Annotated in this window: 18 protein-coding genes; 9 read left to right on the top strand and 9 right to left on the bottom strand. The window is 42.5% G+C overall.

Annotated features, from left to right (window positions below; all coding sequences use genetic code 11):
- The first annotated feature begins 238 nt into the window (after positions 1-238).
- A complete protein-coding gene (gene uvrA, locus CJD36_RS02315; protein WP_240609301.1) occupies positions 239-2,968 on the top strand; it encodes an excinuclease ABC subunit UvrA in 2,730 nt (909 codons plus the stop codon).
- A gap of 79 nt (positions 2,969-3,047) precedes the next feature.
- Positions 3,048-5,375 (top strand): PAS domain-containing protein, encoded by a 2,328-nt coding sequence (locus CJD36_RS02320; RefSeq protein ID WP_105037485.1) that lies wholly within the window; start codon positions 3,048-3,050, stop codon positions 5,373-5,375.
- Positions 5,376-5,715: 340 nt separating this feature from the next.
- Here CJD36_RS02320 and CJD36_RS02325 read toward each other — a convergent pair whose 3' ends face one another.
- On the bottom strand, positions 5,716-6,321 hold the full coding sequence (locus tag CJD36_RS02325; protein WP_105037486.1) for a hypothetical protein: 606 nt from the start codon (positions 6,319-6,321) through the stop codon (positions 5,716-5,718).
- Positions 6,322-6,457: 136 nt separating this feature from the next.
- Between CJD36_RS02325 and CJD36_RS02330 the strand changes: the two genes are divergently transcribed.
- Complete coding sequence (locus CJD36_RS02330; RefSeq protein WP_105037487.1) at positions 6,458-6,826, top strand: hypothetical protein; 369 nt, start codon at positions 6,458-6,460, stop codon at positions 6,824-6,826.
- Between the two features lie 61 nt (positions 6,827-6,887).
- On the opposite strand, the gene CJD36_RS02335 is transcribed toward CJD36_RS02330, so the two are convergent.
- Positions 6,888-7,550, bottom strand: a complete 663-nt coding sequence (locus CJD36_RS02335) for a hypothetical protein (protein ID WP_105037488.1) — start codon at positions 7,548-7,550, stop codon at positions 6,888-6,890.
- Positions 7,551-7,613: 63 nt separating this feature from the next.
- Positions 7,614-8,180 carry an RNA polymerase sigma factor gene (locus tag CJD36_RS02340; protein WP_317047160.1) on the bottom strand — a complete coding sequence of 189 codons (567 nt, stop codon included), beginning with the start codon at positions 8,178-8,180 and terminating at the stop codon, positions 7,614-7,616.
- A gap of 177 nt (positions 8,181-8,357) precedes the next feature.
- Between CJD36_RS02340 and CJD36_RS02345 the strand changes: the two genes are divergently transcribed.
- From CJD36_RS02345 to CJD36_RS02360, 4 genes are all read left to right on the top strand, one after another.
- Positions 8,358-8,996: a TetR/AcrR family transcriptional regulator gene (locus tag CJD36_RS02345; protein WP_205685542.1), complete on the top strand. Its 639-nt coding sequence runs from the start codon at positions 8,358-8,360 to the stop codon at positions 8,994-8,996.
- Entirely contained in the window at positions 8,989-10,353 is a 1,365-nt protein-coding gene (locus CJD36_RS02350) for a TolC family protein (protein WP_105037490.1), read from the top strand. The genes CJD36_RS02345 and CJD36_RS02350 overlap by 8 nt, the downstream gene beginning before the upstream one ends.
- Before the next feature lie 65 nt (positions 10,354-10,418).
- A complete protein-coding gene (locus CJD36_RS02355; RefSeq protein WP_105037491.1) occupies positions 10,419-11,537 on the top strand; it encodes an HlyD family secretion protein in 1,119 nt (372 codons plus the stop codon).
- Between the two features lie 363 nt (positions 11,538-11,900).
- Entirely contained in the window at positions 11,901-13,481 is a 1,581-nt protein-coding gene (locus CJD36_RS02360; protein ID WP_105037492.1) for a DHA2 family efflux MFS transporter permease subunit, read from the top strand.
- Between the two features lie 94 nt (positions 13,482-13,575).
- Here the strand turns inward: CJD36_RS02360 and CJD36_RS02365 are convergent, their stop codons facing one another.
- The 4 genes from CJD36_RS02365 to CJD36_RS02380 all read right to left on the bottom strand — a co-directional run bounded on the left by CJD36_RS02365 (position 13,576) and on the right by CJD36_RS02380 (position 17,089).
- A complete protein-coding gene (locus CJD36_RS02365) occupies positions 13,576-14,238 on the bottom strand; it encodes a DUF2306 domain-containing protein (protein WP_105037493.1) in 663 nt (220 codons plus the stop codon).
- Between the two features lie 102 nt (positions 14,239-14,340).
- Complete coding sequence (locus tag CJD36_RS02370; protein ID WP_105037494.1) at positions 14,341-14,946, bottom strand: DUF1684 domain-containing protein; 606 nt, start codon at positions 14,944-14,946, stop codon at positions 14,341-14,343.
- 12 nt (positions 14,947-14,958) lie between these two features.
- Positions 14,959-16,476, bottom strand: a complete 1,518-nt coding sequence (gene lysS, locus CJD36_RS02375) for a lysine--tRNA ligase (protein ID WP_105037495.1) — start codon at positions 16,474-16,476, stop codon at positions 14,959-14,961.
- 67 nt (positions 16,477-16,543) lie between these two features.
- Positions 16,544-17,089: an SRPBCC family protein gene (locus CJD36_RS02380; protein WP_105037496.1), complete on the bottom strand. Its 546-nt coding sequence runs from the start codon at positions 17,087-17,089 to the stop codon at positions 16,544-16,546.
- Between the two features lie 1,110 nt (positions 17,090-18,199).
- On the opposite strand from CJD36_RS02380, the gene CJD36_RS02385 reads away from it, so the two are divergent.
- Complete coding sequence (locus CJD36_RS02385; RefSeq protein ID WP_105037497.1) at positions 18,200-20,374, top strand: tetratricopeptide repeat-containing sensor histidine kinase; 2,175 nt, start codon at positions 18,200-18,202, stop codon at positions 20,372-20,374.
- 65 nt (positions 20,375-20,439) lie between these two features.
- On the top strand, positions 20,440-20,625 hold the full coding sequence (locus CJD36_RS02390) for a CsbD family protein (RefSeq protein ID WP_105037498.1): 186 nt from the start codon (positions 20,440-20,442) through the stop codon (positions 20,623-20,625).
- A 448-nt stretch (positions 20,626-21,073) separates the two neighbouring features.
- Here the strand turns inward: CJD36_RS02390 and CJD36_RS02395 are convergent, their stop codons facing one another.
- Positions 21,074-22,765, bottom strand: a complete 1,692-nt coding sequence (locus tag CJD36_RS02395; RefSeq protein ID WP_105037499.1) for a sensor histidine kinase — start codon at positions 22,763-22,765, stop codon at positions 21,074-21,076.
- Positions 22,765-23,901 (bottom strand): histidine kinase, encoded by a 1,137-nt coding sequence (locus tag CJD36_RS02400; protein WP_105037500.1) that lies wholly within the window; start codon positions 23,899-23,901, stop codon positions 22,765-22,767. Before CJD36_RS02400 ends, CJD36_RS02395 begins: the two co-directional genes overlap by 1 nt.
- Position 23,902 lies beyond the last annotated feature (1 nt).

The following is a 23,902-nucleotide window of genomic DNA, read 5'->3' on the forward strand; positions in this document are numbered from 1 at the left end:
CCAAATTAATATCATGGCATAATCTTTCACCTGCCAATATCTTAACTTTGGCACAGGAGTTTTTATGGCAGAAAAGAAAGTTACCACCGCAAAAAGTAAGAAGAAAGAGGTATTGGAAAAAAGCATGGCACCTATACATGGGATAGAGGGTATCTCTGAGCCTGAAGTGGAACATGACCCCAATGACGAAAGTAACCCGGAGGACGGGAAGGACAGCATATTCATAAAGGGCGCGCGTATGCACAACCTGAAGAATGTGGATGTGCATATTCCACGTAATCAGCTGGTGGTGGTAACAGGGGTGAGCGGCAGTGGTAAATCATCGCTGACCATGGATACTTTGTTTGCCGAGGGGCAGCGCAGGTATGCCGAGAGCCTGAGTGCCTATGCCCGCCAGTTCCTGATGCGTATGGATAAGCCTGATGTGGATTACATAAGGGGTATTTGTCCGGCTATAGCTATAGAACAGAAAGTAACTACGCGCACGCCCCGCAGTACTGTGGGTAGCATGACGGAGATATATGATTACCTGAGGTTGTTGTTTGCCCGTGTGGGTAAGACGTTTTCACCGGTAAGTGGCCGTGAGGTTAAGAAAGATACGGTGACGGATGTGGTGCAGTTTGTGCAGGGCTTGCCGAAGGGTAGTAAGGTGCAATTTATAGTCCCGCTTGTTACCCGCTATCAGCGCACGGTAGAGGAGGAATTGAACATATTGATGCAGAAGGGCTTTAGCCGTATCTATGCGCCCGCTGCCGATGAAAAGCCAATACGAATAGAAGATGTGCTGGCAGGCACTGTGAGTGTGGGTAATGCCGCCATCAACCTGCTGATAGACCGTATAGTAGTAAAGGATGTATTTGATGAAGATGATCTGCACCGCCTTGCCGACAGTATTCAGACCGCCTTTTATGAGAGTGAAGGGGAATGCCTGGTAGAGGTAGACGGCAGTAAGATAACCACCTTTAATAATCGATTTGAGGCCGATGGCATTTTGTTCGATGAGCCTACACCCAACCTGTTTTCTTTCAACAACCCATATGGTGCATGCCCGGTATGTGAAGGCTTTGGGCAGGTGCTGGGGATAGATGAAGAGCTAGTGATACCTAATAAGCAGTTGAGTGTATTTGAGAGTGCAGTAGCACCATGGCGCGGTGAGAAGATGAGTGAGTGGAAAGATGACTTTATGCGTAGTGCCGGTAAGTTGGGTTTCCCTATTCATACGCCTGTGGCTGAATTGGGTGACCAGGAACTGGAACTACTTTGGGAAGGTAATAGCAGAGTAGGCGGTATTCGTGACTTCTTTAAGATGGTGGAGCAGAACCTGTATAAGGTGCAATACCGTGTTATGCAGGCGCGCTATCGTGGTCGGACAGTTTGCCCGGCTTGCAAAGGATCGAGATTAAGAAAGGAAGCGATGTTTGTGAAAGTGAGCGGGGTAACCATTGCCGAGCTGATGTTTAAGCCATGCGATGAGTTATACACCTGGTTCACTACCATGAAGCTGACAGAAAATGAAGAGACGATAGCCAAGCGTATCATGCTGGAAATCAACCAGAGAATGAAGACATTGCTGGATGTGGGATTGGGTTATCTGAACCTGAACCGACTGGCTAATACTTTATCTGGTGGCGAGAGCCAACGTATACAGTTGACCAAATTTTTGGGCAGCAATCTTACTGATTCTCTTTACATATTAGACGAGCCCAGCATAGGCCTGCATAGCAGAGATACCGAGCGACTGATCAATGTATTGAAGAACCTGCGCGACCTGGGCAATACGGTAGTGGTGGTAGAGCATGATGAAATGATGATGCGCCAGGCCGACTATATTATAGATATGGGGCCGTTGGCCAGTCACCTGGGTGGTGAGGTTGTGGCGGCAGGTCCGTACAAAGAACTGATCAAAAATAAGGCAAGCCTTACCGGCAAATACCTGAGCGGGGCAATGGAGATAACGCCACCTAAGGTAAGGAGAAAGCCAACGGGTAAGATCCGTATAGAGGGTTGTAAGCAGAATAACCTGAAAGATGTTAGTGTAGATTTTCCGCTGAATGTGCTATGTGTAGTAACAGGCGTGAGCGGTAGTGGTAAGACCACGCTGGTGAAACAAACGTTGTATCCTGCGTTGCAAAAGCATTATGGTGAAGGTGCAGACAGGCCGGGGGCTTTCCGTAAGCTGGATGGCGACCTGAAGAGCATAGGCCATATAGAAATGGTGGATCAAAATCCGATAGGTAAATCATCTCGCAGTAATCCGGTTACCTACATTAAAGCGTATGACGAGATCCGTAAGCTGTATGCCAAGCAACCGGTAGCCAAGATGAGGGGATTTGTTGAGAAACATTTTTCGTTCAATACCGATGGTGGCCGTTGTGATACATGTAAGGGAGAAGGTGAAGTGATAGTAGAAATGCAGTTCCTGGCTGATGTACACTTGCTGTGTGAATCGTGCAGGGGGAAGCGTTTTAAGGATGAAGTGCTGGAGGTTACCTACAGGGGCAAGAGCATTTATGATGTGCTGGAGATGAGTGTTGATGAGTCGATACAGTTCTTTGAAGATGAGAAGAAACTGGCCGCTGCCATGCAACCATTGAGCGATGTTGGGCTGGGCTATATAAAGTTGGGACAGAGCAGTGATACCCTGAGCGGTGGTGAGGCGCAACGTGTGAAGCTGGCATCATTCCTGGGTAAGGGCAGGCCAAGCAGCAAGGTGTTGTTCATCTTTGATGAACCCACTACAGGTCTGCACATGCATGATATAAAGAAATTGTTGGGTTCTTTTGATGCACTGATAGATCAAGGCCATTCCATAATTGTAATAGAGCATAATACTGACGTGATCAAGTGTGCAGACTGGGTAATAGATCTCGGTCCGGAAGGGGGCAAGGGTGGTGGTATGCTACTGTATGAAGGTCCGCCTGACGGATTGAAGAAGGTGAAGGAGAGCTATACGGGGCAGTATATGTAGTATGTGGCACATTTTATGCAAATAGATAATTTGTATTTCGACCCGTAACACATAGATTTGCTATCAAAGGCAAGTAAGCATGTTACATAAAGGAATTGAGGGGGAGAACAAGCGGCTTGAGGCAGTAAAGTTGTACGAAATATTAGACACTATTCAAGAACAGGAATATGACGATATTGCTACGCTTGCTGCAGAAATTTGTAAAACTCCTATAGCGCTTATTACCATCGTTGATGAAAACAGACAATGGTTCAAATCGAAGATCGGGCTTGATATTTCTGAAACAAGCCGCGATGTTTCTTTTTGCGCACGTGCTATTGAAGGTAGCGAGCTATTTGAAGTTACTGACCCGGTCAACGATCCTTCCTTTGCTGATAATCCATTTGTCACCGGGTATCCAAATATAAGATACTACGCCGGAGCGCCATTAGTTACCAGCGACGGTCAATCGTTAGGAACATTGTGTGTCATACATACGCAGTCTCATCAATTAACAGACAGTCAGAAACGATCATTGGCTATATTGTCAAGATCGGTAATGACATTGTTAGAGTTGAAGCTTAACCAAAAGCAGACAAACTTTTTCAGGAGTGCTCTGGATGAGATAGCTGCGGTGGCTGTCTTTGATAAAGAGAGCAATTTTGAATACGCTAACGAGAAATACTGCGCCCTTACCGGGCTCCCCGAACATGAAATAGTCGGTAAGAATTATAGTGCTATCGCCCTGGCAGATATTTCAGAGGATGTGAACAAAAGAATATTTGATGCAGTCTCAAAGGGGAATATCTTCAGGGATACAATTAAGAACATTAGTAAGAAGGGGGATGTTTCATGGAGTAACCTATCAGTGATCCCATACTTGAATGAAAGTAAAGAGATCATCAAACTGTTCACTATCAGAGTAGATGCCACTTCAGTGGTGCAGCTGATAGACAGATTTCATAAAGCAGAAAAATTATCACGTCTGGGATGTTGGGAGATCAATTTGCTTAACGGCAAGAGATATTGGTCTGAAGGCTTGTATGCGCTAATTGGTTTTGACAAGATTACAAATCCTGATAGTATCCCATCGCTTAGCGACTACATTGTACCTGAACATCGCGCATCTGCCGAAGCTTCATTAAAGAATGTAGTAAATGGAGATCTTACGTCGGGTATGGATGAGATCGATATAATTACTGTTGATGGGGTGCGGAAGACCATGTTCATAACAAAGGAATTTACGTTTGACAGTAAGGGTAAGCCTCTGGCGATACGAGGCACAGTACAGGATATAACAGAAAAGAAGAAAACAGAAAAAATACTAAAGGCCAGTTTTGAGGAAGTGAAATCACTGTCTGATAGCCGGGAAGTATTGGCATTGACTGCAGATAATCTTTCAGCGATGTTGGCTTACTGGGATAAAGACCTGGTTTGTCGTTTTGCTAACAGTGCCTATCTGCAATGGTTTGGAAGATCGAGGGAAGAGATGATCAACAAGATCACCATTATAGAATTACTAGGGCCACTGTACGAGAAGAATAAGCCCTACATCGACGGTGTTCTGGCAGGTCATGTGCAGACATTTGAAAGAGAAATTCCTCTTCCTGATGGGAAAGGCACCCGATATTCACTGGCCAATTATTTTCCGCATATTGTAGGCGGAGAAGTCAACGGTTTTTTTGTACACGTTGCAGACATTACACCGCAAAAACTACTGGAAGTCGAGATCAGGGAGACCAGCGACAAGGTGAAAGAACAAAATAAAAGGTTGGTCAACTTTGCAAACATTGTTACGCATAATCTAAAATCTTACGCACATAATTTGGGTGTGATTCTGGAATTGTACATTATAGCAGATAAGCAATCTGAAAAGGAAAGGATGCTTGGCTTTCTGCAGGAGATCGCTGAGGGTTTTACCACAACGATTGTTCATCTCTCAGATATTGTTGATACGCAAAACAGACTTGAAATAAAAAGGGTGCCGCTTGTTTTGTATGATTATATCAAAAGAGCGATCGATACATTACACATAGAAATAAAGAACTCAAATGCCACGATTGCGAATAATGTTGATAGCCATTTAATTTTTGATGGTAACCCGGCGTACATGGATAGTATTTTCCTCAATTTCCTTAGTAATGCAATCAAGTATAAACATGCAGACCGTGACCCCATAATAACGGTAGATGCACAAAACACAGAAAGTGAACTGGTTTTGACCATAGCGGATAATGGGAGAGGTATTAATCTGGCAACTAATGGCGAAAAACTGTTTGGTATGTATGAGACATTCCATGGTAACACGGATGCTACCGGAATAGGCCTATATCTGGTCCGCTCACAGATCGAATCTATGAATGGTACTGTGGAAATAAGTAGTGAAGAAAATGTGGGGACTATCTTTACTATTCGGTTTAAGAAGTAGGAAGCGATAGTTGAATATTTCAAGCTTTGTTGACAGGTGGACAAAGTATAGTAATATGGGACATCGATTTGTTCGATATTTCCAAATCCTGCGAATAATCAGTTGACAATTTCCGCTCCATTTGACATAACCCAGGGGGGAGGTTTTAGATGTGCTAGGAAAGTTATTTATGCAAAGCGGTAATAATAGAAATAGCGCATAATTGGACATTAATAGGTTACCAGCTGGTGTGTATCATGTAAGAATTAATCATTCGCAAATGGGCAGGTTTGTTAAGTTGTAGTCAACTTGACTGTTTGTGATGGTAATTTGACTAAACATTTTGAGCGGACTGGTATTGTTATCTTGTCAGGTTTACACTGTCTTTTTTTGCAAATTTTAGTTGTCCACTTTGGGTAACGTCATAATAATTGGTAACACTGTCAAAACTGGCTTTGCCCTCGTCGGCACCTTCAAGAATGGCGCAGTCTTCGGTTGTTGCTATAACTAAAGAAGATGCTTGCACTTTTGTGGCGGTCTTTATGATACATTCTGATGGGTGAGTAAATTCGGCAGCTTTTATGGCAGATACGATCATTCCATTGTTGTCGGCGATGGCTAATATTAACTGATCATCACCACAACAATTACAAATTGAATAGGCGAAAACCAGTCCTGTAAATTCGTTATCCATTTTGAAATGGCCATAATAATACAACTGGTTAAAGCAACCTTCATCTCTAAGGTGGTCGGGCTCTAATACGCCAAACTTAGCGAGCAAACGAACAAAGACGGTATCGGCAGGTGTCAGTTTCTTTATGTCATCATCTTCCTCCAACTTCAATGAAGTGCCGTTTATTTCATGCGAGTGATTAGCTAAAAGAGCTCTCAGATCATTGGTGGTCTTTTTCGTGCCACAGGATATGATAATGCAACTAAGAGTAATATAGATGAGGAAGAAACGCATAGTTATGTAAAGCTAGAGAATATTTGGCTTTACAAAAAGGTTATTGTCATCAATGCACTGTGTCCGAAAACGAATACGTCTGGTTGGAGGTCGGTCAGAAGACAGACATCGGCGAAAATTATTTTACCTTTATTTTATGTTTGGTAAGATTGCGAAATTTTTCAAGAAAGTAGAAAAGAATAAGGATATCCTTCGTAATTGGCGCATACCTATCGATCTGTCGTACGAACGCATTGACAATGATAAGTCTGTGCAGTTTACTAACGCTGATGGAAGCCGTGTTTTGTATTTCTCCATTCTTATTGTCAAGGGGAATAACTCTCTATTAGGCTCAAGTTTTTCTAATTCAAAAGCATCAATTATGTATGCTGATGATTGTTGGCATCTTAAAGGCCATAAGCCGAATGGTAATGAGGTTTTAGTTTGTGTATTTACATATACAAATGAAGAAGACGAAGCTATCTTAAATAATTTATTTGATGGTATTCAGTATTCTGGTAGATAGAGACAATGAAGAAAAGAGGAGACATTCTCATATTTGCAAGCGGTCTCAATAATAGCAAATATCATTTCCAAAACATCCACCATTTTTTACAACTGCCAGCAGTTTTAAGTTCCGGCACTTTTACTTGAAATATCGATTTTCTCTCATCCTCTGTTCTATGGTCATTATATCCATAATGTCCAATTTCGTCAATTTTACCGGTTAAGATGATCTTGCCGGTTTCCAGCCAATTAATTGCGTTTTCTATACTTTTTTCTAATCGTGGTGAAAAGCTATCTAATAAATTCTGTTGTTGGGTAGGTGTGAGTTCATCCCATGTTTCAGCATTAATGTTTCTTACCATCGGAACTTCCAAAGCAAGACCGAATCCCATTCCCAAATCATCCAGAAAATTATACCCTCTACAATAGAGATCATAAAAATCCATTAATATTTCCGGAAGGTTATTGTTTTTTTCTTGTGCGTCCTTCAGAAGCCTAAGCATTTTGTATGTTTCGAATTCGCCAAGATCAATATGTTTTTTGAGCAGTTCCCAAAGCTCATATTTTGCGCCGCTCTTTTTGAAATTTAATGATATTAAGTCGAGGTAGTCGTCTTCAGTCAGATAGTTTTCGATCTCTTTGTCGGCATATAACCACTGTTCAAAATCGAGGATGGCTATCTCTCCTTTGATAGTTTTAAAGAATATTTCCTTAATATTTTGTGGTAGTGCTATCTGACTCATTATGTCACTCTGGTTATTTTATTCATCATTAATTAATGAGCGGAACAGCATACTATTAAGTCATTACCTCATCTCTCCCAACACCTTCCTTAAATTAGCCTTAGCTCTTTGCAACAACGATTCAATGGCTTTGACGGTCATGTTCATTATTTCGGCTACTTCTTTTTGGGGAAGATCTTCTATGTGAACCAATACAAATACTGTACGTTGGTTTTCGGGTAGGGTATTGATGGCTTTAAATAGGTATTTTGCTTTTTCGCGGTTTTCGAGTACCACGCCGGGGTGGACGAAGTCGGGGTTGTCGGGGAGGGTGCCGTCTGCCCGGTTGAATAGTTGAGATAACAGTCCCCCTCTTTTCTGACGGGTTTTGGTGCGCATATGGTCCAGGCACTTGTTTACAGTAATTCTGTATATCCAGGTCGATAGGGACGATTGTTCCTTAAATGAAAGAATATTCTTGTAAACAGTTACAAATACTTCCTGCGATATGTCTTCTGCTGCACCCATATCCTGCACCATGCCCACAGCGGTGTTAAGCACCTTCTGCTGATACGTTTCTACCAGTTGTCTGAAGGCACTTTCATTACCATTCCTCAATTGCGTCAGTAAGTCGCTGATATGATACAGGATTTATTGGTCTAAAATTAAGTTATCATTATCAGAAATAGCGTTGCTCCCGTAAATAATTGAAAATCAATTTCTTCTAAAAGAATAGGTTTTTACTATAGCGTTATTAGCAAAATTTTATCCGAAAAATTAATTAAACGTTTGTTTAGTTTTAAACGTTTGTTTAGTTTTGTGTCCGAAATGAGAACTCCAATAGAATATAGCGAAAAGCAGATAGCGATCATTAACGCTGCTGAGAAGCTGTTTGCTGAAAAGGGTTTCGACGGCGCATCGGTGAGGGATATAGCTCAGGAGGCTGATGTGAATGTGGCGATGATATCGTATTATTTTGGTTCCAAAGAAAAACTGATGGAAGCCGTTTTCGAAGAAAGGACGGTGAATATCAAACTCAAAGTAGAGAACCTGTTGCAGGACAAGAGTATAACCCCAATACAAAAGGTGTATATTCTTATTGATGACTACGTAGATAAATTCATTCATCAGCAGCAGTTTCATAAGATCATGATGAGGGAACAGATGATCAATAAGCATACTCCCGTTGCGGCACTTATTCACGAACTGAAAAAGAAAAACCTGGAATCAATAAGGACGCTGATACAGGAAGGGCAAAAAACAGGCGCTTTCAAAAAGAACATTGACATAGTGCTGATGATGACCACGATGGTAGGTACTGTTAGCCAGATGCTCACCTCACAGCACTTTTACCGAACGCTCAATAATATGGAGCACATGGACGACATGGAGTTTCAGCGCCATATAAGAAAGAAGTTAAGCACACATTTAAAGAACCTTTTTAAACAAATGATTACCAATGAGTAATAGCATATATAAACTGAGTATTGCCGCAGCGCTGGCCATTATAGCCGGCGGTAATGTTTCAGCACAAACCACCAGGAACCTTTCCATGACCGAGGCTATTGATCTTAGCCTTAAGAACAGCAAGGAATTAAAGCTTAGCGCGGCAAAAGTAGATGAGGCTGTAGCCAACAGGCATGAGATGTGGAATAATCACCTGCCCGATCTTAAAGTTTCGGCAACTTATCTGAGGTTGAATAATCCGACGATAGACCTAAAAATTAAATTGCCCGGCAGTAGTTCTTCCGACACCACTAAAACCTCTGGAACAAGTAAGGGTGTGGAAGTAAACCAGGCTGCATACGCCATGGCTACAGCTACAATGCCTTTGTTCTCAGGTCTGCGTATCAAGTACGGCGTAGAGTCAGCCAAGTATCTGGAACAGGCTGCTAAGCTAGATGCAGAAACCGACAAAGAAGAAGTGATTCAGAATACGATCAATGCTTACAGTAACTTGTACAAGTCATTGAAGACCATTGATCTCATTAAAGAAAATCTGAAACAGCAGGAACAGCGTGTAGCAGATTTCTCTAACCTGGAAAAGAATGGTTTGATAGCGCGCAACGATCTGTTGAAGGTGCAGTTGCAGCAGTCGAACATTGAACTGACATTGTTGGATGCACAGAACAATTACAATATCGCGTGCATCAATATGAACCTGATGCTGGGTTTACCTGAAGATGCTCAGCTGATCCCTGACTCTGCGGCATATGCCAAACAATATGAAGATGGTACAATTGCCAACTGGGAAGTATCGGCATTGAAGAACAGGAAAGACCTCCAGTCTCTTGGATTTAAAGAGAAGGCAGCAATGGCGGGTATCAAAGCTACCAAGGGTGAGTATTATCCGGGTGTGGCATTGACCGGCGGCTACATTGGTGCTTATGTACCTGATGTGCTTACCTTGAAAGCAGCACTGAATGTAGGTGTAGGCTTGCAATATAACCTGGGTAGTATCTGGAAGACAGGCGCTAAAGTTAATGTGGCTACTGCCCGTTTGCATCAGTTGCAGGCGTCTGAAGAATTGATGAATGATCGCTTACATCTGCAGATCAATCAGGCTTATCAGAATTATATATTAAGCCGCAGAAAGATAGATGTCTATGCAAAGGCAATTGAACAGGCCAATGAGAATTACCGCATTACCAAGAATAAGTATGATAATCACATGGTGAACACAACAGATCTGCTTGATGCCGACGTTGCACAGTTACAGGCAAAACTGAATTATACATTTGCAAAGGCTGATGCTGTTGTAGCATACAAGAAGCTGCAGCAGACAGCCGGTACATTGGCAGACGATTTTCAGGCAACAAGATAATAGTAGATAGTAATTAGTAAATAGCAACATACCACTCAAAACATAAACGAATAACACAAACATATATGGCACAGAACGAAATAAATACAGCACAGCAAACACCTGAAGCCGAAGCACCTAAGAAAAAGAGTAAAGGCTTTATTATAGTGCTTGCAGCACTGGTGGTAGTAGGTGGTGGATTTGGCTTGACCAAATATATACACTCACAGCACCATGAAGAAACCGATGATGCACAGTTAGATGCCAGCATCAGCCCGGTAATACCACGCATATCGGGTTATGTAACCGAGATCCGTGTAAAGGATAATCAGAAGGTAAAGGCAGGCGATACATTGGTTATACTGGATAATCGTGCAGGTACAATAGCAGTAGAGCAGGCCCAGGCAGCGCTAACAGCAGCGCAGAACAGCCTTGGTGTTGCGCAGGCTAATACCAGCTCATCTAAAGCTAATATTGCTTCTTACGAAGCTAACATAACAACAGTTGATGCACAGATAGAAGCGGCACAGGTGACGCTGCGTCGTGCATCTCAGGACTACGACCGTTATGCTAATCTGATCAAGGACCATTCGATCACTCAGCAGCAGTTTGAGCAGGCAGAAGCTGCAAAACAAAGTGCAGAGCGCCAGTTGGCAGTATTGCGTGGACAGAAGAATGCTGCTATGCGCCAGACAAGTGCAGCAACATCGCAGAGCAATGCTACCAGTCAGCAGATCGGTGTAGCTAACGCTACTATTCAGCAGCGCCAGGCAGATCTTGAAAATGCAAAATTGAATCTTTCTTACACTGCTATACTTGCGCCAAGCGATGGTGTTGTGTCTAAGATCAATGCGCAGGTAGGTCAGTTCTTATCAGCAGGTCAGTCATTATTCACAGTGGTAGGCGCAGGTGCTCCATGGGTAGTTGCCAACTTTAAAGAAACGCAGCTCGAAAAGATACATGTAGGTCAGAAAGTGGTAGTACATATCGATGCTTACCCTGGTCATGATTTCCAGGCAAAGGTTACTTCATTGTCTCCTGCTACGGGCTCACGCTTTGCGTTGCTTCCACCGGATAATGCTTCAGGTAATTTCGTAAAGACAGTTCAGCGTCTGCCTATTAAAATAGAGTTTACTATGGATGATCAGTACCTGAAGGATCTCCGTCCGGGATTGAATGTAGATGTTGATGTGCATTTGGATTAATCATTGAGTCATTTGTTTTGATCGACGCTCATTGATACTGTAGAGAGATGACGATCCGTGAATTGAATCCCACTTTGATCAGTCATTGCGAGCGGGTATTTGGGTGGCCCCACAATCATGATCCAATGACAGGAAGCAAAAAATAGGCGTGTCATTGCGAGCGCTTCGCGAAGCAATCTCACGTTTGGACGTATTCGTTTTCGGTCGCTATTTGAACTCTGTCATTGGCATTATCGAAGCAATCTCGCGTAAGGACGTATTTGTTTTCAATGTCTCAAATGAGACGATTTGAAGCAATGAAGATTTATGGAAGCAGGCAAGTAAAAGCATTAAGTGGAAATTTAGAATTATGAAGTTATGTTAATGCAACAAACAGAGTCTTTAGTTGAATACGGCTCACGGCGGGTGATCATTACGATCACAGCTATCTTCTGCGCCTTGCTGGAGATAGTAGATACCACTATTGTGAACGTGGCGCTCAATGATATGAAGGGCAACCTTGGTGCTACATTGAGCGAGGTGAGTTGGGTGATTACAGCATACGCCATTGGTAACGTTATCATCGTGCCTATGACCAGCTGGTTATCTGCTCAGTTTGGACGGCGCAATTATTTTGCGGCCTCCATTATGATCTTTACAGTTTGTTCCTTCCTCTGCGGTAATGCAGATGGTATATGGGAACTGGTATTGTTCAGATTCTTACAAGGTCTAGGCGGGGGGGCCTTATTGGTTACTTCACAGACCATTATTACAGAAAGTTACCCTCCCGAAAAGAGAGGAATGGCGCAGGCTATCTATGGTTTAGGTGTGATCATAGGCCCAACATTAGGCCCCCCATTGGGTGGTTATATCGTAGATCATTATTCATGGCCTTACATATTCTACATCAACATTCCAATCGGTACTATTGCCGCATTGCTCACACTGCAGTTCGTACGTAGCCCTAAGTATGCATTGAAGAAAGCAATAAAGGACATCGACTTCCTGGGTATTGGCCTATTGGCTGTTTCAGTAGGCTCTTTGCAATACGTGTTGGAGCGCGGACAGGAAGATGACTGGTTTAGTAGTGCTACCATCACTTCATTGATAGTAGTTACCATTTTAGGCTTCTTCTTCTTTATATGGAGAGAGTTGACGACGCGTAATCCCATTGTTGAGTTGAGAGTACTTAAAAATGGTAACCTCAGGGTGGGTACAATTTTGTCCTTCATACTTGGATTTGGTTTATATGGTTCAACTTTTATTATACCTCTCTACCTGCAAAGCTCCCTTCACTGGACCTCGCAACAAGCGGGTATGATCATGATTCCTGCAGCGTTGACTACTGCCTTTATGATGCCAATTATTGGGATGTTGATTCAAAAAGGTGCTAAGCAAACCGTGCTGGTGGCACTCGGAATGGTCATCTTCTTTGTTTATAGTTTCTGGGGATATAAGATATTAACGCCTGATACGTCAAGAGATAACTTCTTCTGGATGTTGATATTCCGAGGATTGGGTATGGGTATGTTGTTCATCCCTATCACTTCGTTGTCCTTATCCACACTCAAGGGACAACAGATAGGGCAGGGAGCATCGTTTACAGGTATGATGCGCCAGTTGGGCGGTTCATTTGGTATCGCGTTGATCACTACCTATATGTCGAGGACCAATATGCAGCATCGCAGCAATTTGTTATCACACCTCGACGCTACCAATCCTGCTGTGCAAAACAGGGTGAGCGCCATGCAGCATAATTACATATTGAAAGGTATGTCTCCTGATATAGCATTGCAGAGTGCCTATAAAGCACTCGATTATTCTGTCAGCGGTCAGGCGCAGGTACAGTCTTATATGGATGTATTTATGTTTATCGGTGTGATGTTCCTTTGCTGCATCCCGTTTGTATTAATGGTAAAGGACAAGAAGCAAGCAACAAAGCTGGATATGGGTGATATGCACTAATCAACCTAAGTGCTTCAAGAATAGATATATTGTAGTGAATATATAATTGACAGGAAAGGCCATCAGAAGATGGTCTTTCTTGTTTTTAGGCAAGCTATTTACCCTGCAACTTTACATGGTATTTCTTAGACCAAATGATGATCAAAGGAACGAGTACAACTGTAGGTATTAACCATATAGCAACAGGAGGAAGAAAGGGCACGAACTTTGAATTCACTACCAGGAAAGCAGTTGCCGAAGCTATGTACGCCCCTATCATTCTTTGCAAATGGCAAAGTAGCCAATAGTTTTTTGCCTTGATCTTACCGCGGTAGTTATCTACATCTGTTTTTACAAACCGAAGCGAGAGACCTCCAAAGACAATAAATACAATGCCGAAATTGTCATGACCAATCAATTTATATATGCCTAAAGCAATGAAAATTGCGCCTGTTAATCCCATAGCAGTGGTTATTGTCCAGTCTAATAATGCTGGCTTTTGGTCTTTACCCAGAAGCTTTAAGTATATATACCTATAGCCTGTACTTACCATGTAGATGGTAAATACGCCTACTATAAAAAGGAAATAATTTGGGTGCAGTACCGATAGCACAAACGCTGAGCTCCCCGCAGTAAGCATACCATAACTAAACAATTTTCCAATTGCTCTGTGCGGCTTGTCACCCTTCTTCCTTACAAGGCTTATAGTGCCTGTGATCAATCCCAGACTGCCACCCGCAATGTGGAGCATGAGGAATATGTTGAAGAGGGTAGTCATTCGGAGCTGAGGTTAAAATGAGGTTACATTTTAAAAGTAAGCAATCTCGTCAAAGTTTCGGAATAATAGCGGTAAATGCTGCTATGTATACTTTCTCTGCTTTTAATAGCCCAAATGCTTGGAGAACATCATCTCTCCTGCTCGAATGGCCATATGCAATGCATTCTCATCGGGTGGGATAGGGCAGGAGTAGCCCTCAGCAAATGCGCAATAAGGGTTGTAGCACTTGTTGAAATCTACCAACAGCTTGTTATTGACGATGTCTTTAATAGATAATTCAATATAACGACCGCCTGCAAATGTAGTTTCGTAATTGGTGAGATCGGTGAAAGGTATAAAGAGATCATCGGTTGTAGGACGGCCGCTTACAATGTCCACACTCTGGTACATGTGCAGTGTTTGAACGGTGTCGTGGATAGAAAAGGTAATGGTGCCGTATTCTTTAAATGGCTTTTGCTTGCCGCTGTGGGTATTGATGAGAAATGGTTTATTGCCTACGGTTACCTTAACATCTGCCCATACATTATAACTACGATCGGCAGGGAAGAAGTGCATAAATTTTACATCTGCAGCTTTAATAGGGCTGCGTGCATCCTCCAGCAATTCTTTGGTGTACTGCTTCTGGTAAGCAACAATGGTATCCCGGTAAGTTTGTGCGCTTACCGGGATAGTTGCTAATAATAATATGGAGAGGATGATCGATCTCATTTTTCTATAGAATCAGGCTACATTCTCCGGCCTCATCTGCGGGAAGAACAATACATCTTGTATAGATACATTACCAGTCAGGAGCATTGCCAGGCGCTCTATGCCTATCCCTATGCCCGCTGTTGGTGGCATACCATACTCCAATGCACGGAGGAAGTCATTGTCTATAAACATTGCTTCATCATCACCACGCTCCATGTTCTTCAACTGCTCTTCAAAACGTTCGCGCTGGTCTATCGGGTCGTTCAACTCGCTATAGGCATTGGCTATTTCTTTACCGTTGATGATCAGTTCAAAGCGCTCTACCAGACCTTCTTTCTCCCGGTGCTTCTTGGTCAGCGGGCTCATCTCCACAGGATAGTCTATGATGAAGGTTGGTTGCACATAGTGCTTCTCGCACTTGCCGCCGAATATCTCATCTACCAGCTTACCCTTACCCATGGTGGCATCTACTTGTATGTGCAGTGCCTTACATACATCGCGAAGGCCGGCTTCATCCATCTGGCTGATGTCAAAGCCTGTATGCTCATGTATGGCATCGTAGATGCTTATGCGCTTGTAGGGTGCTTTAAAGTCTATCTCTACACCATCTATAACACTTGTTGAAACGCCGTTCGTAGCTATCGCGGTTTCTTCCAACATTTTCTCCGTAGTCTCCATCATCCACAGATAATCCTTGTAGGCAACGTAAAACTCCAGAATAGTGAACTCAGGGTTGTGCGTGCGGTCCATACCCTCATTACGGAAGTTGCGGCTGAACTCATATACCCAAGGGAAACCACCTACGATCAGCCTTTTCAGGTACAGTTCGTTAGCAATACGCAGATACAATGGAATATCCAGTGCATTGTGGTGAGTGATGAATGGACGTGCCAATGCGCCACCCGGTATGCTCTGCAGCACAGGGGTGTCTACTTCCAGTCCGCCACGATCATTAAGGAAGGTGCGGATAGCATTCTTCATCTTAGTGATCCTCGTAAACGTATCGCGAACAGAAGGATTCACGATCAGATCAGCATAGCGCTGACGATATTTGAATTCCAGGTCTGTTACTTCATTGAACACCTCACCATCTTTTTCTTTAACTGATGGTAATGGATGGAGCGCCTTGGTAAGCAATGTAAACGACTCTACGTGAACCGAAGTTTCACCGGTTTTGGTGATAAAGCCATATCCCTTAATACCTATAATGTCACCGAGATCCAGTAATTTCTTCCAAACGGTATCGAACATGCTCTTGTCTTCACCCGGGCATATTTCGTCGCGCTTTATATATATCTGTATAGTTCCTGTTTCGTCCTGCAGCACAGCAAAGTTGGCCTTGCCCATATCGCGGCGGCTCATGATCCTTCCCGCTAAAGAGATCTCTTTATATTCTTCTTTGGTTTCCTCAGAATAACCCTGTTTTATTTGTACTGCGGTATGCGTGATTTTATATGATGGAGCCGGATATGGGTCTATTCCCAAAGCTCTGAGTTCTACCAGTTTTTCCCGGCGTATTACTTCCTGTTCGCTAAGTGTTGCTTGCATGCTGCAAAAATAATTGATTGGTGTGTATGTTGTATGTAATTAAGAGGACGGAGGAATTTGTTCTCTTTTATTTCTTTTCAGCCACTTGTTTCAGGTTCTTCATGGCGTTTTCCAGGTCTTTGCTCATCAGCTTATCCAGGTTGGTGAAGATGATAATGGCATTCCATGGGTAGTCGTAATGATTGGTAAAGCTTATGGTTGCCTTTGTGCCGCCAACGGTATCTACAGCGCTCAAAGTACCCGTGGCACCCGGTGCTTCAGGTTTTATCAGTTTAAAGGAAAACTGCATTTCCGTGCCGTTCACTTTCATATTGGTGATCTCTGCTTCGCCTGTTTTACGTTCATCGCCCATCCAGTGGTATACGCTGCCTGGCTGACCGTCTATGCCGGTAAATTCATTCTTCATGCTGGTATCTAACCTGCTCCACGGACTCCAGTTGGGCCAGTTCTTAAAATGTACCATCTGGGTAAACACCGAATCTTTAGGTGCATTTATTAGAATAGATCTGGAGGCTGTAATACTGCGTGGTTGGGTAGCTCCTACTATTAATAGCGCACCAATTACCACTGCGGCAAGTATGAAAATGAAACGAATGAATTTTTGGCTTGACATATAATGGCTGCAAATTTATGAAATTAAGGGGAAAGAGTATGGAAGTGTTTGTAGGAACCCTGATTCGCATGATGGAAGGATAGAAGGATACTGTATCTCAAAGAGTACCGGCCCGTTGTCGGTCAGAGACCGACAACGGGCGATGTTAGGGGTGACGCCCGATGGAAATGAAATTCTAATCGGGCATTGTGTCTGTGTAATGCGTTGTTTTTCATTTGGTTGTGATTTCAGGTTATGCCCGATCGTGCCCGATGTGTTTGTCTGAACCTTGATTCGCATGATGGAAGTAAAGAAGGATGACAAGCTGCTGTATCTCAAAGAGGACCGGCCGGATGGCTGTTGGTCAGAAGACACAACAGCGGCGGACGAGAGAGAGAGAGGGGCAATGCCCTATATTATTGTCTGAATCAGAATGGCCAGAATTTAAGAATTATCAGAATGCCCGATGGAAATGGAATTCTAATCGGGCATTGGTTTGGCGTAAGTTGTTGTTTTTCATGTGGTTGTGTTTTTGGGGGATGCCCGATCGTGCCCGATGAAATTAGTGCGGTGAGCGGAAGAGCGGAGAGCGGTTTGGTGGGCTATGAATTATTGTACTGTATTAGATTTTTAAAGGGTTGTCAGGTGTTTTTTAAGGGTTTTCCGCCAAGGTGGTTTTTTCGCGTTTCCGGCAGTTTTTTTTTGGTGCGTTTCCTGCCTGTGTCTTTGTGGTAGGGTGTTTCAACTGTTTTTAAAAATCGCCAGTTTCCGCAGTTTTCCGCAGTTTTTCTGCACTTTTCCGCCAGTTGTTGCTAAGTTGAGCAAAAAGTTTTTATGAGAAAGGAACAACCTGATGCCGGATTATAAGCATAAAGGAAATGTGGAAGATCGGATGCAATCTACTATGGAATTGTAAGATGGAAAAGAACATTAACAAAATGTGGATATCTTTTTCGGAAACGAGTTAGTAGAGTGGACCTATTTATACTTTAGCATTAGGATCAAACATCGGGATCGGCATAATTTCCGGGATAATATTAGGGCACAAGGATTTACCTTTTGACAGGGGTGTGAATTAAATAAAATGGATAACGTTTGTATCTTGTGGCGTATCCTTGAAAACGATTTTCTATGTTGTCTCTCAATTGTCTGTCTTCCACCTGGAGGCTAATTGTAATTCTTTCTGTGTGCTTACTGCTCACCAGTCCCAATGTATCTGCCCAGAAGTTGGATAGTCTTAAAGGCGCTTTGACTGAGTATGCCCATGATGATACCAATAAGGTAAGTCTTATGCTACGTGTTGGGAAGGAATACCAGCGACAAAGCCTCGATTCGATGGAGGCCCTGACTAGCAGGGCAAAAGTTCTTTCCCAGAAAATACACTTTCTGAAAGGGGAGGCCGATGCGCTGACCCAAATGGCTTATGTGTGTGTTTATAAAGCGCAGCCAGAGAAGGCAATGTTGCTGGTAAGGCAGGCTGATGTTATTTATGAAAAGACCGGAGACTACCTTGGCAGGATAAAGGGGGCGAACATCATCGCCATAGTTTATTATCGCAACGTAGCTTACGATTCGGCTTTAAAATATTTTAACCAGATACTAGCCTATACAAAAATGGCAAACGCCTATGATGACCAGAAAGGGAAGGCTCTTTCAAGCATTGGTACAATATACTCTGAGAAAGGCAACCATGCGGAGGCTATTAAGTATTTTCTTGAAGCACTGAAGGTTCAGGAGAAGATCAACGAAAAAGAAAATATAGGTATTACGCTCAGCAGGATAGCTGCTACTTATGCCTTACTAAATGATTATAATAAGGCGAGGGAATTTATAAGCAGGTGTGTAGCCTCATTGGATGGCATAAAAGAAACGCCTGTCAGACTATCGAATTATGCCAATATCGGAGGGGTTTTTGGGCAGATGAATGAGCAAGACAGTGCCCTTGTCTATTTTTATAAAGCCCTTGCTTTGGCTGATTCAGCCCATGATCAGTACTGGCATAATATAGCTACAGTTGATATAGCTGAAATATACTGGCTGCAAAAAAAATATGATCTGGGACTCGCGGCGTATAAGGAGAGTATGAGTGGTGCCGAAAAGACCGGGCAAACAAACATTTTCTTATCAGGACAACTGGGGGTGGGGCGTATATTGGTAGAAACAGGTAAAGCTGCAGAGGGAATCAAATACCTGCAACGATCTTATGATCTGTTTATGCAAAATGGAATAAAAGAGCAGGCAGCTGAGGCTGCTGAGACCATAAGTGACGGATATGCAAAACTCAATGATTATAAGAATGCGCTTCTGTTTCATAAAAAATCTGTTGGGCTGAGAGATACCCTGAGAAGCGAAAAAAGCAAGCGTGAAATAGAGCAACTACAGTTTGACTATCAGCTGCAGAAAAAACAAAGCCAGATAGAATTACTTAATAAAGACAAAGTTATTGCGCGTAGCAATGATAGCAGGAAAAACGCAGTAATGACAGGGTTGGCGTCAGCACTTTGTCTTCTTGTAGTGATCGTAGTTTTGCTCTATCGTAGCAGGCAAAAGGAGAAAGAGAATAACGCGTTAGTATCTGCACAGAAAGACGCTATACAACTACAGGCGAAAAAGCTGGAGGAACTGAACCTATTTAAGGACACGACCTTCTCCGTACTTTCACATGACCTGCGCGCCCCCCTTAATGCGTTCATCACTACCGTGGATATGTTGAATGAAGGTGATCTGCCTTATGAAAGTTTCCTTGCTTTGAGCCCTGCAATGAATAAACAATTAGGATCGCTTCATATGCTCATTGATAACCTGCTCAAATGGTCGAGAAGCCATATAAAAGGGGCGGAAAGTTTAAGAGTTGAACAAGTGGATATGTGGAAGATCGCCAATGATAATGTCGTTATAGCACAAAGCAATGCGGAAAAGAAGCAGATGACATTAAAGAATGATGTTGTTGAACATACAACGGCAATAGCAGACGCCGGGCAAATAGATGTGGTGATAAGGAATCTCATCAGTAATGCCATCAAATTCACTAATGCTGGCGGGTCTGTAACCGTAACATCAGAAAAGGTGGGGAATATGATCCATGTTTCAGTAACAGATACCGGGGTAGGCATGACTACTGATCAGAAGCGAAAGTTGTTTACCTCTGCGATAGATAATGTTTCGTGGGGTACAAAGGGTGAAAAGGGAGTAGGTATTGGGTTACTACTGTGTTACGAGTTTGTACGGTCTAACGGTGGCGATATAAAGGTAGAGAGTACTCCCGGCGTCGGATCTACATTTACCGTGATATTACCAGCTGCATAGCGCCTATTTGCACTTGTGCGTGGCACAACTTTTATGGCTCTTTAGCTATTTAAAAATATTAAAACATGGATAAGCTGGAATTAAAAGGTAAATGGAATGAAATGAAGGGCAAAGTAAAGCAGGCTCACGCGGAGTTTACTGATGATGAACTGGAATACGAAGACGGTAAAGATGATGAGTTGCTGGGACGTATACAGAAGAAGCTAGGTAAGACACGTGATGAAGTGGTTCATTGGCTAAAGTCGCTCTAAACAATTTGGAAATGACAATAAGCGAAAGGCACTGGTTGGTGCCTTTCGCTTATTAAAGATTGTTGGTGTTAGTGCAATGGCCTGACGATACAATTTATTTTTCGCCTTTCGACAGCCTGAGACCGTAAATGCCGTGTGAAAAGGAAGGAACCAGTCTACAATTTATAGCGTATCACAAACTCTTTGCAAGTTTGCCCGGCGCTTATTACCCAGGTTGTTTGTTGTATCTTTAATAATGACCAATTGTGCCCGGCAGAAGGTGAGTGAGGGGGGGTAACGATCTTACAGCGATTTATTTTTTTTATTTTTTTTCCCAATAATATTGCCTGCAACTAAACTACAGCACCCTCAAACGAAACAATACAATACGTTGTGTCTTTTGACTAAAGCGGCGGTTAGTACTATTCAGATATATTGCATAGATTAGCGACATTACACTTTCAGATGATTATGCTACCGGCAACGTAAATGAAAAAATTGAACCTTTTCCTATTTCGCTATCTACCCATATTTTTCCGTTTTGCGCTAAAATAAACTCTTTAGAAATGCCGAGCCCTAACCCTGTGCCTTTTGCCTTTGAACCTGGTACCTGGAAGTATCGTTCAAATAATCTGGATTGATATTCCTTTGCGATACCAGGCCCGGTATCGCTCACCGAAAATTGCACACCGCCATTTACTGTTTTAACTGATATTACTATGGTGGAACCCTCAGCGGAATATTTTATGGCATTGGTCAGGAAATTATTCAATACCCAAGTGCTTTTTTCGGCATCAGCCCTTACTAATTGTAAGTTTTCCTCCGCGCTCTTCCCGATCTCAATTTTCTTTTCTCTGGCAGATGTGGCAACAGTTTCTATAGCATGATCGATAATAAGGTAAGGGTTAACAAATTGCACATCGAGCTCAATTTTACCTGTTTCAACCTGCGACATATTCAGCAGTTCACTTATGATCTTCAGTATCCTCTGATTATCCTGTTTTAGATTTTGTATAAGTTCTTTTTGCTCTTCAGACAGTGACCCTATCCGTTGGTCTTCCAATAGTTTCAGACTAAAGTCGGATGCCGCTAATGGTGTCTTTAATTCATGCGAAATGGTAGCGATAAAATTGGTCTTAGCCACGTCCAGTTCCTTGAATGAAGTAATGTTTCTCAAAACGACTACCTTACTATTTCCCTCGCCCTGCGCTACATCTATGAACTCTTTAATAAAATAGTTTTCCCTGTTTTCAACCACTATCTTAAATGGGGCAGAACTTTCGCTGGAGATCAGGAAGTTGAACAGATCATTTGATTTGGAAACTTCTGCAACTTCTTTGCCAACAATTTCACTAGTGCTTAACCCGAGTAATTGTAGTGCCTGATGGTTGGCAAAGAGAACAATATTATTCTTGTCTATTCCTATACTAGCATCCTTAAGGCTATTAATAACCGCCTCAGCACGGCTCTTTTCAAACATTAGTTTGTTGAGGTTACTGCTCTCAAAATACTCTAATCTTTCGGCCATACTATTAAAGGCATCGGCAAGGTTACCAAACTCATCTTTGTTTTCTATCCTCACTCTATACTTGTAATTCTTATTACTGATAGCCTTGATAGCCTCTGACAAGTGTTTTATAGGATCTGTAACAATTGCCGGAAAATTCATTGAAAAAGTGAAGGCGATAATAAATACTACTGCTACAATAGACACAATAAAGGTCAGTGCGTCTTCTGCGGTCTTCTGCGCCTTCTCATTTTTATTGTGAATAGCAAGCATATTCAAATGCAGTATTTTTTGTAACTCATTTTCAAGTAACCGGCTATTTGCAAGACTTATCGAGTTGGTTTTTAATTGGTCGAAGAGCGATCTGAGATTCTCAGTTGCCACCTTTTCCCCAGGCTCTGTGATGTTCTTTTCCTGAGCTTCTAATGCAGTTTCAAATTGGGTCACTGATTGTGCCGGATGAAACTCTAAACTATCTAATTGCTGTTGCATTATCTGGCAAAAGGCCAGCGACTCATAATTGTCCTTTAGTACAGCCTTTGCTTCGTCCTTGAGCGTTGATGTGTAAAATATACCCGCGCCCCCAGTTAGAATTAAAAGAGAAAACAGGAATAGCGTTCCTAACCTTATTTTTTTTGATACTGATAAACTCATTAGGACAATATTATAATGTCAATGTTGTTCTTAGAAAGTGTCTTCAATAATTGGTTGAATATTCCTGTTCTAAGTATGACCTGGAACAAATTTAAGTGTGGTTTGCCAATACAAATGGTAGTTATATCCTTTTCTCTCGTAGTTTCAAATATTGCGTCTGCAACATTATTGTTCTTCTTCCGTATCACTTCCGCTCCCAACTCAGTTGCGTTTCTAAAGTTATTAATTAAATGGCGTTGTGCAGCCAAAGATATTTTGTCATTAGATTCATCGGCAGTTTGCACATACAGTACGCTCCACTGGCTGTTATAGTAAGATGCCAGACGAGCTGTTTTCCTTATTATCCTTTGGGCAATTTCAGGGTTAGAAGAGATACACGCCAGGAATCGTTCATGCCGAAATGATGTTGCTCTGGATGCAAGCTGGTAATCTACTTTTCGTTCTACCTGCCCGGCTACTTCTTTTAAGGCCAATTCACGAAGCTGTAAGATCCGCTCTGGCTGGAAGAAGTTCTGCAATGCCTGCTGAATTTTGGAATGATCATATATCTTGCCTTCCTTTAGCCGTGTTATCAATTCATCAGCCGTGAGGTCTATATTCACAACCTCGTCTGCCAGTTGTAGTATCTTATCAGGAACCCGCTCTTTTACTTCTATACCAGTGATCTCTTTTACATCTTCATTAATACTCTCAATATGTTGAATGTTCACAGCGGTTATTACGTCAATACCGGCATCGAGGATGTCCAGTACATCCTGCCAGCGTTTTTGGTTCTTGCTTCCCGGTATATTAGTGTGCGCCAGTTCATCAACAATCACTGTTTCGGGGTGTAGTAATAAAATTGCCTGCACATCCAGCTCGTCCAGCTTTTTACCTTTATAGAAAAGTTCTCTGCGCGGTATAATTGGCAATCCTTCTACCAGTGCTTCCGTTTCTTTCCGTTTGTGGGTTTCTACATACCCGATCTTAATATTGACATTGTTTCTTAGCAGGCTATGGGCTTCCTGCAGCATACGATATGTTTTACCCACACCGGCACTCATGCCAATGTAGATCTTTAGCCGTCCCCTCGTACTTTTCTGGTTCAGCTCGAGGAACTGACTAACCCTTTTCGCTTTCAATTCTTCATCATTCATC

The organism is Flavipsychrobacter stenotrophus, from assembly GCF_002954265.1.
GTDB classification, from domain to species: domain Bacteria; phylum Bacteroidota; class Bacteroidia; order Chitinophagales; family Chitinophagaceae; genus Flavipsychrobacter; species Flavipsychrobacter stenotrophus.

Bases quoted from the DNA above. Each gene is read 5' to 3' on its own strand.
- uvrA (WP_240609301.1), top strand. From the start codon at position 239: ATGCACAACCTGAAGAATGTGGATGTGCATATTCCACGTAATCAGCTG.
- CJD36_RS02320 (WP_105037485.1), top strand. From the start codon at position 3,048: ATGTTACATAAAGGAATTGAGGGGGAGAACAAGCGGCTTGAGGCAGTA.
- CJD36_RS02325 (WP_105037486.1), bottom strand. From the start codon at position 6,321: ATGCGTTTCTTCCTCATCTATATTACTCTTAGTTGCATTATCATATCC.
- CJD36_RS02330 (WP_105037487.1), top strand. From the start codon at position 6,458: ATGTTTGGTAAGATTGCGAAATTTTTCAAGAAAGTAGAAAAGAATAAG.
- CJD36_RS02335 (WP_105037488.1), bottom strand. From the start codon at position 7,550: ATGAGTCAGATAGCACTACCACAAAATATTAAGGAAATATTCTTTAAA.
- CJD36_RS02345 (WP_205685542.1), top strand. From the start codon at position 8,358: ATGAGAACTCCAATAGAATATAGCGAAAAGCAGATAGCGATCATTAAC.
- CJD36_RS02350 (WP_105037490.1), top strand. From the start codon at position 8,989: ATGAGTAATAGCATATATAAACTGAGTATTGCCGCAGCGCTGGCCATT.
- CJD36_RS02355 (WP_105037491.1), top strand. From the start codon at position 10,419: ATGGCACAGAACGAAATAAATACAGCACAGCAAACACCTGAAGCCGAA.
- CJD36_RS02360 (WP_105037492.1), top strand. From the start codon at position 11,901: ATGCAACAAACAGAGTCTTTAGTTGAATACGGCTCACGGCGGGTGATC.
- CJD36_RS02365 (WP_105037493.1), bottom strand. From the start codon at position 14,238: ATGACTACCCTCTTCAACATATTCCTCATGCTCCACATTGCGGGTGGC.
- CJD36_RS02370 (WP_105037494.1), bottom strand. From the start codon at position 14,946: ATGAGATCGATCATCCTCTCCATATTATTATTAGCAACTATCCCGGTA.
- lysS (WP_105037495.1), bottom strand. From the start codon at position 16,476: ATGCAAGCAACACTTAGCGAACAGGAAGTAATACGCCGGGAAAAACTG.
- CJD36_RS02380 (WP_105037496.1), bottom strand. From the start codon at position 17,089: ATGTCAAGCCAAAAATTCATTCGTTTCATTTTCATACTTGCCGCAGTG.
- CJD36_RS02385 (WP_105037497.1), top strand. From the start codon at position 18,200: ATGTTGTCTCTCAATTGTCTGTCTTCCACCTGGAGGCTAATTGTAATT.
- CJD36_RS02390 (WP_105037498.1), top strand. From the start codon at position 20,440: ATGGATAAGCTGGAATTAAAAGGTAAATGGAATGAAATGAAGGGCAAA.
- CJD36_RS02395 (WP_105037499.1), bottom strand. From the start codon at position 22,765: ATGAGTTTATCAGTATCAAAAAAAATAAGGTTAGGAACGCTATTCCTG.
- CJD36_RS02400 (WP_105037500.1), bottom strand. From the start codon at position 23,901: ATGAATGATGAAGAATTGAAAGCGAAAAGGGTTAGTCAGTTCCTCGAG.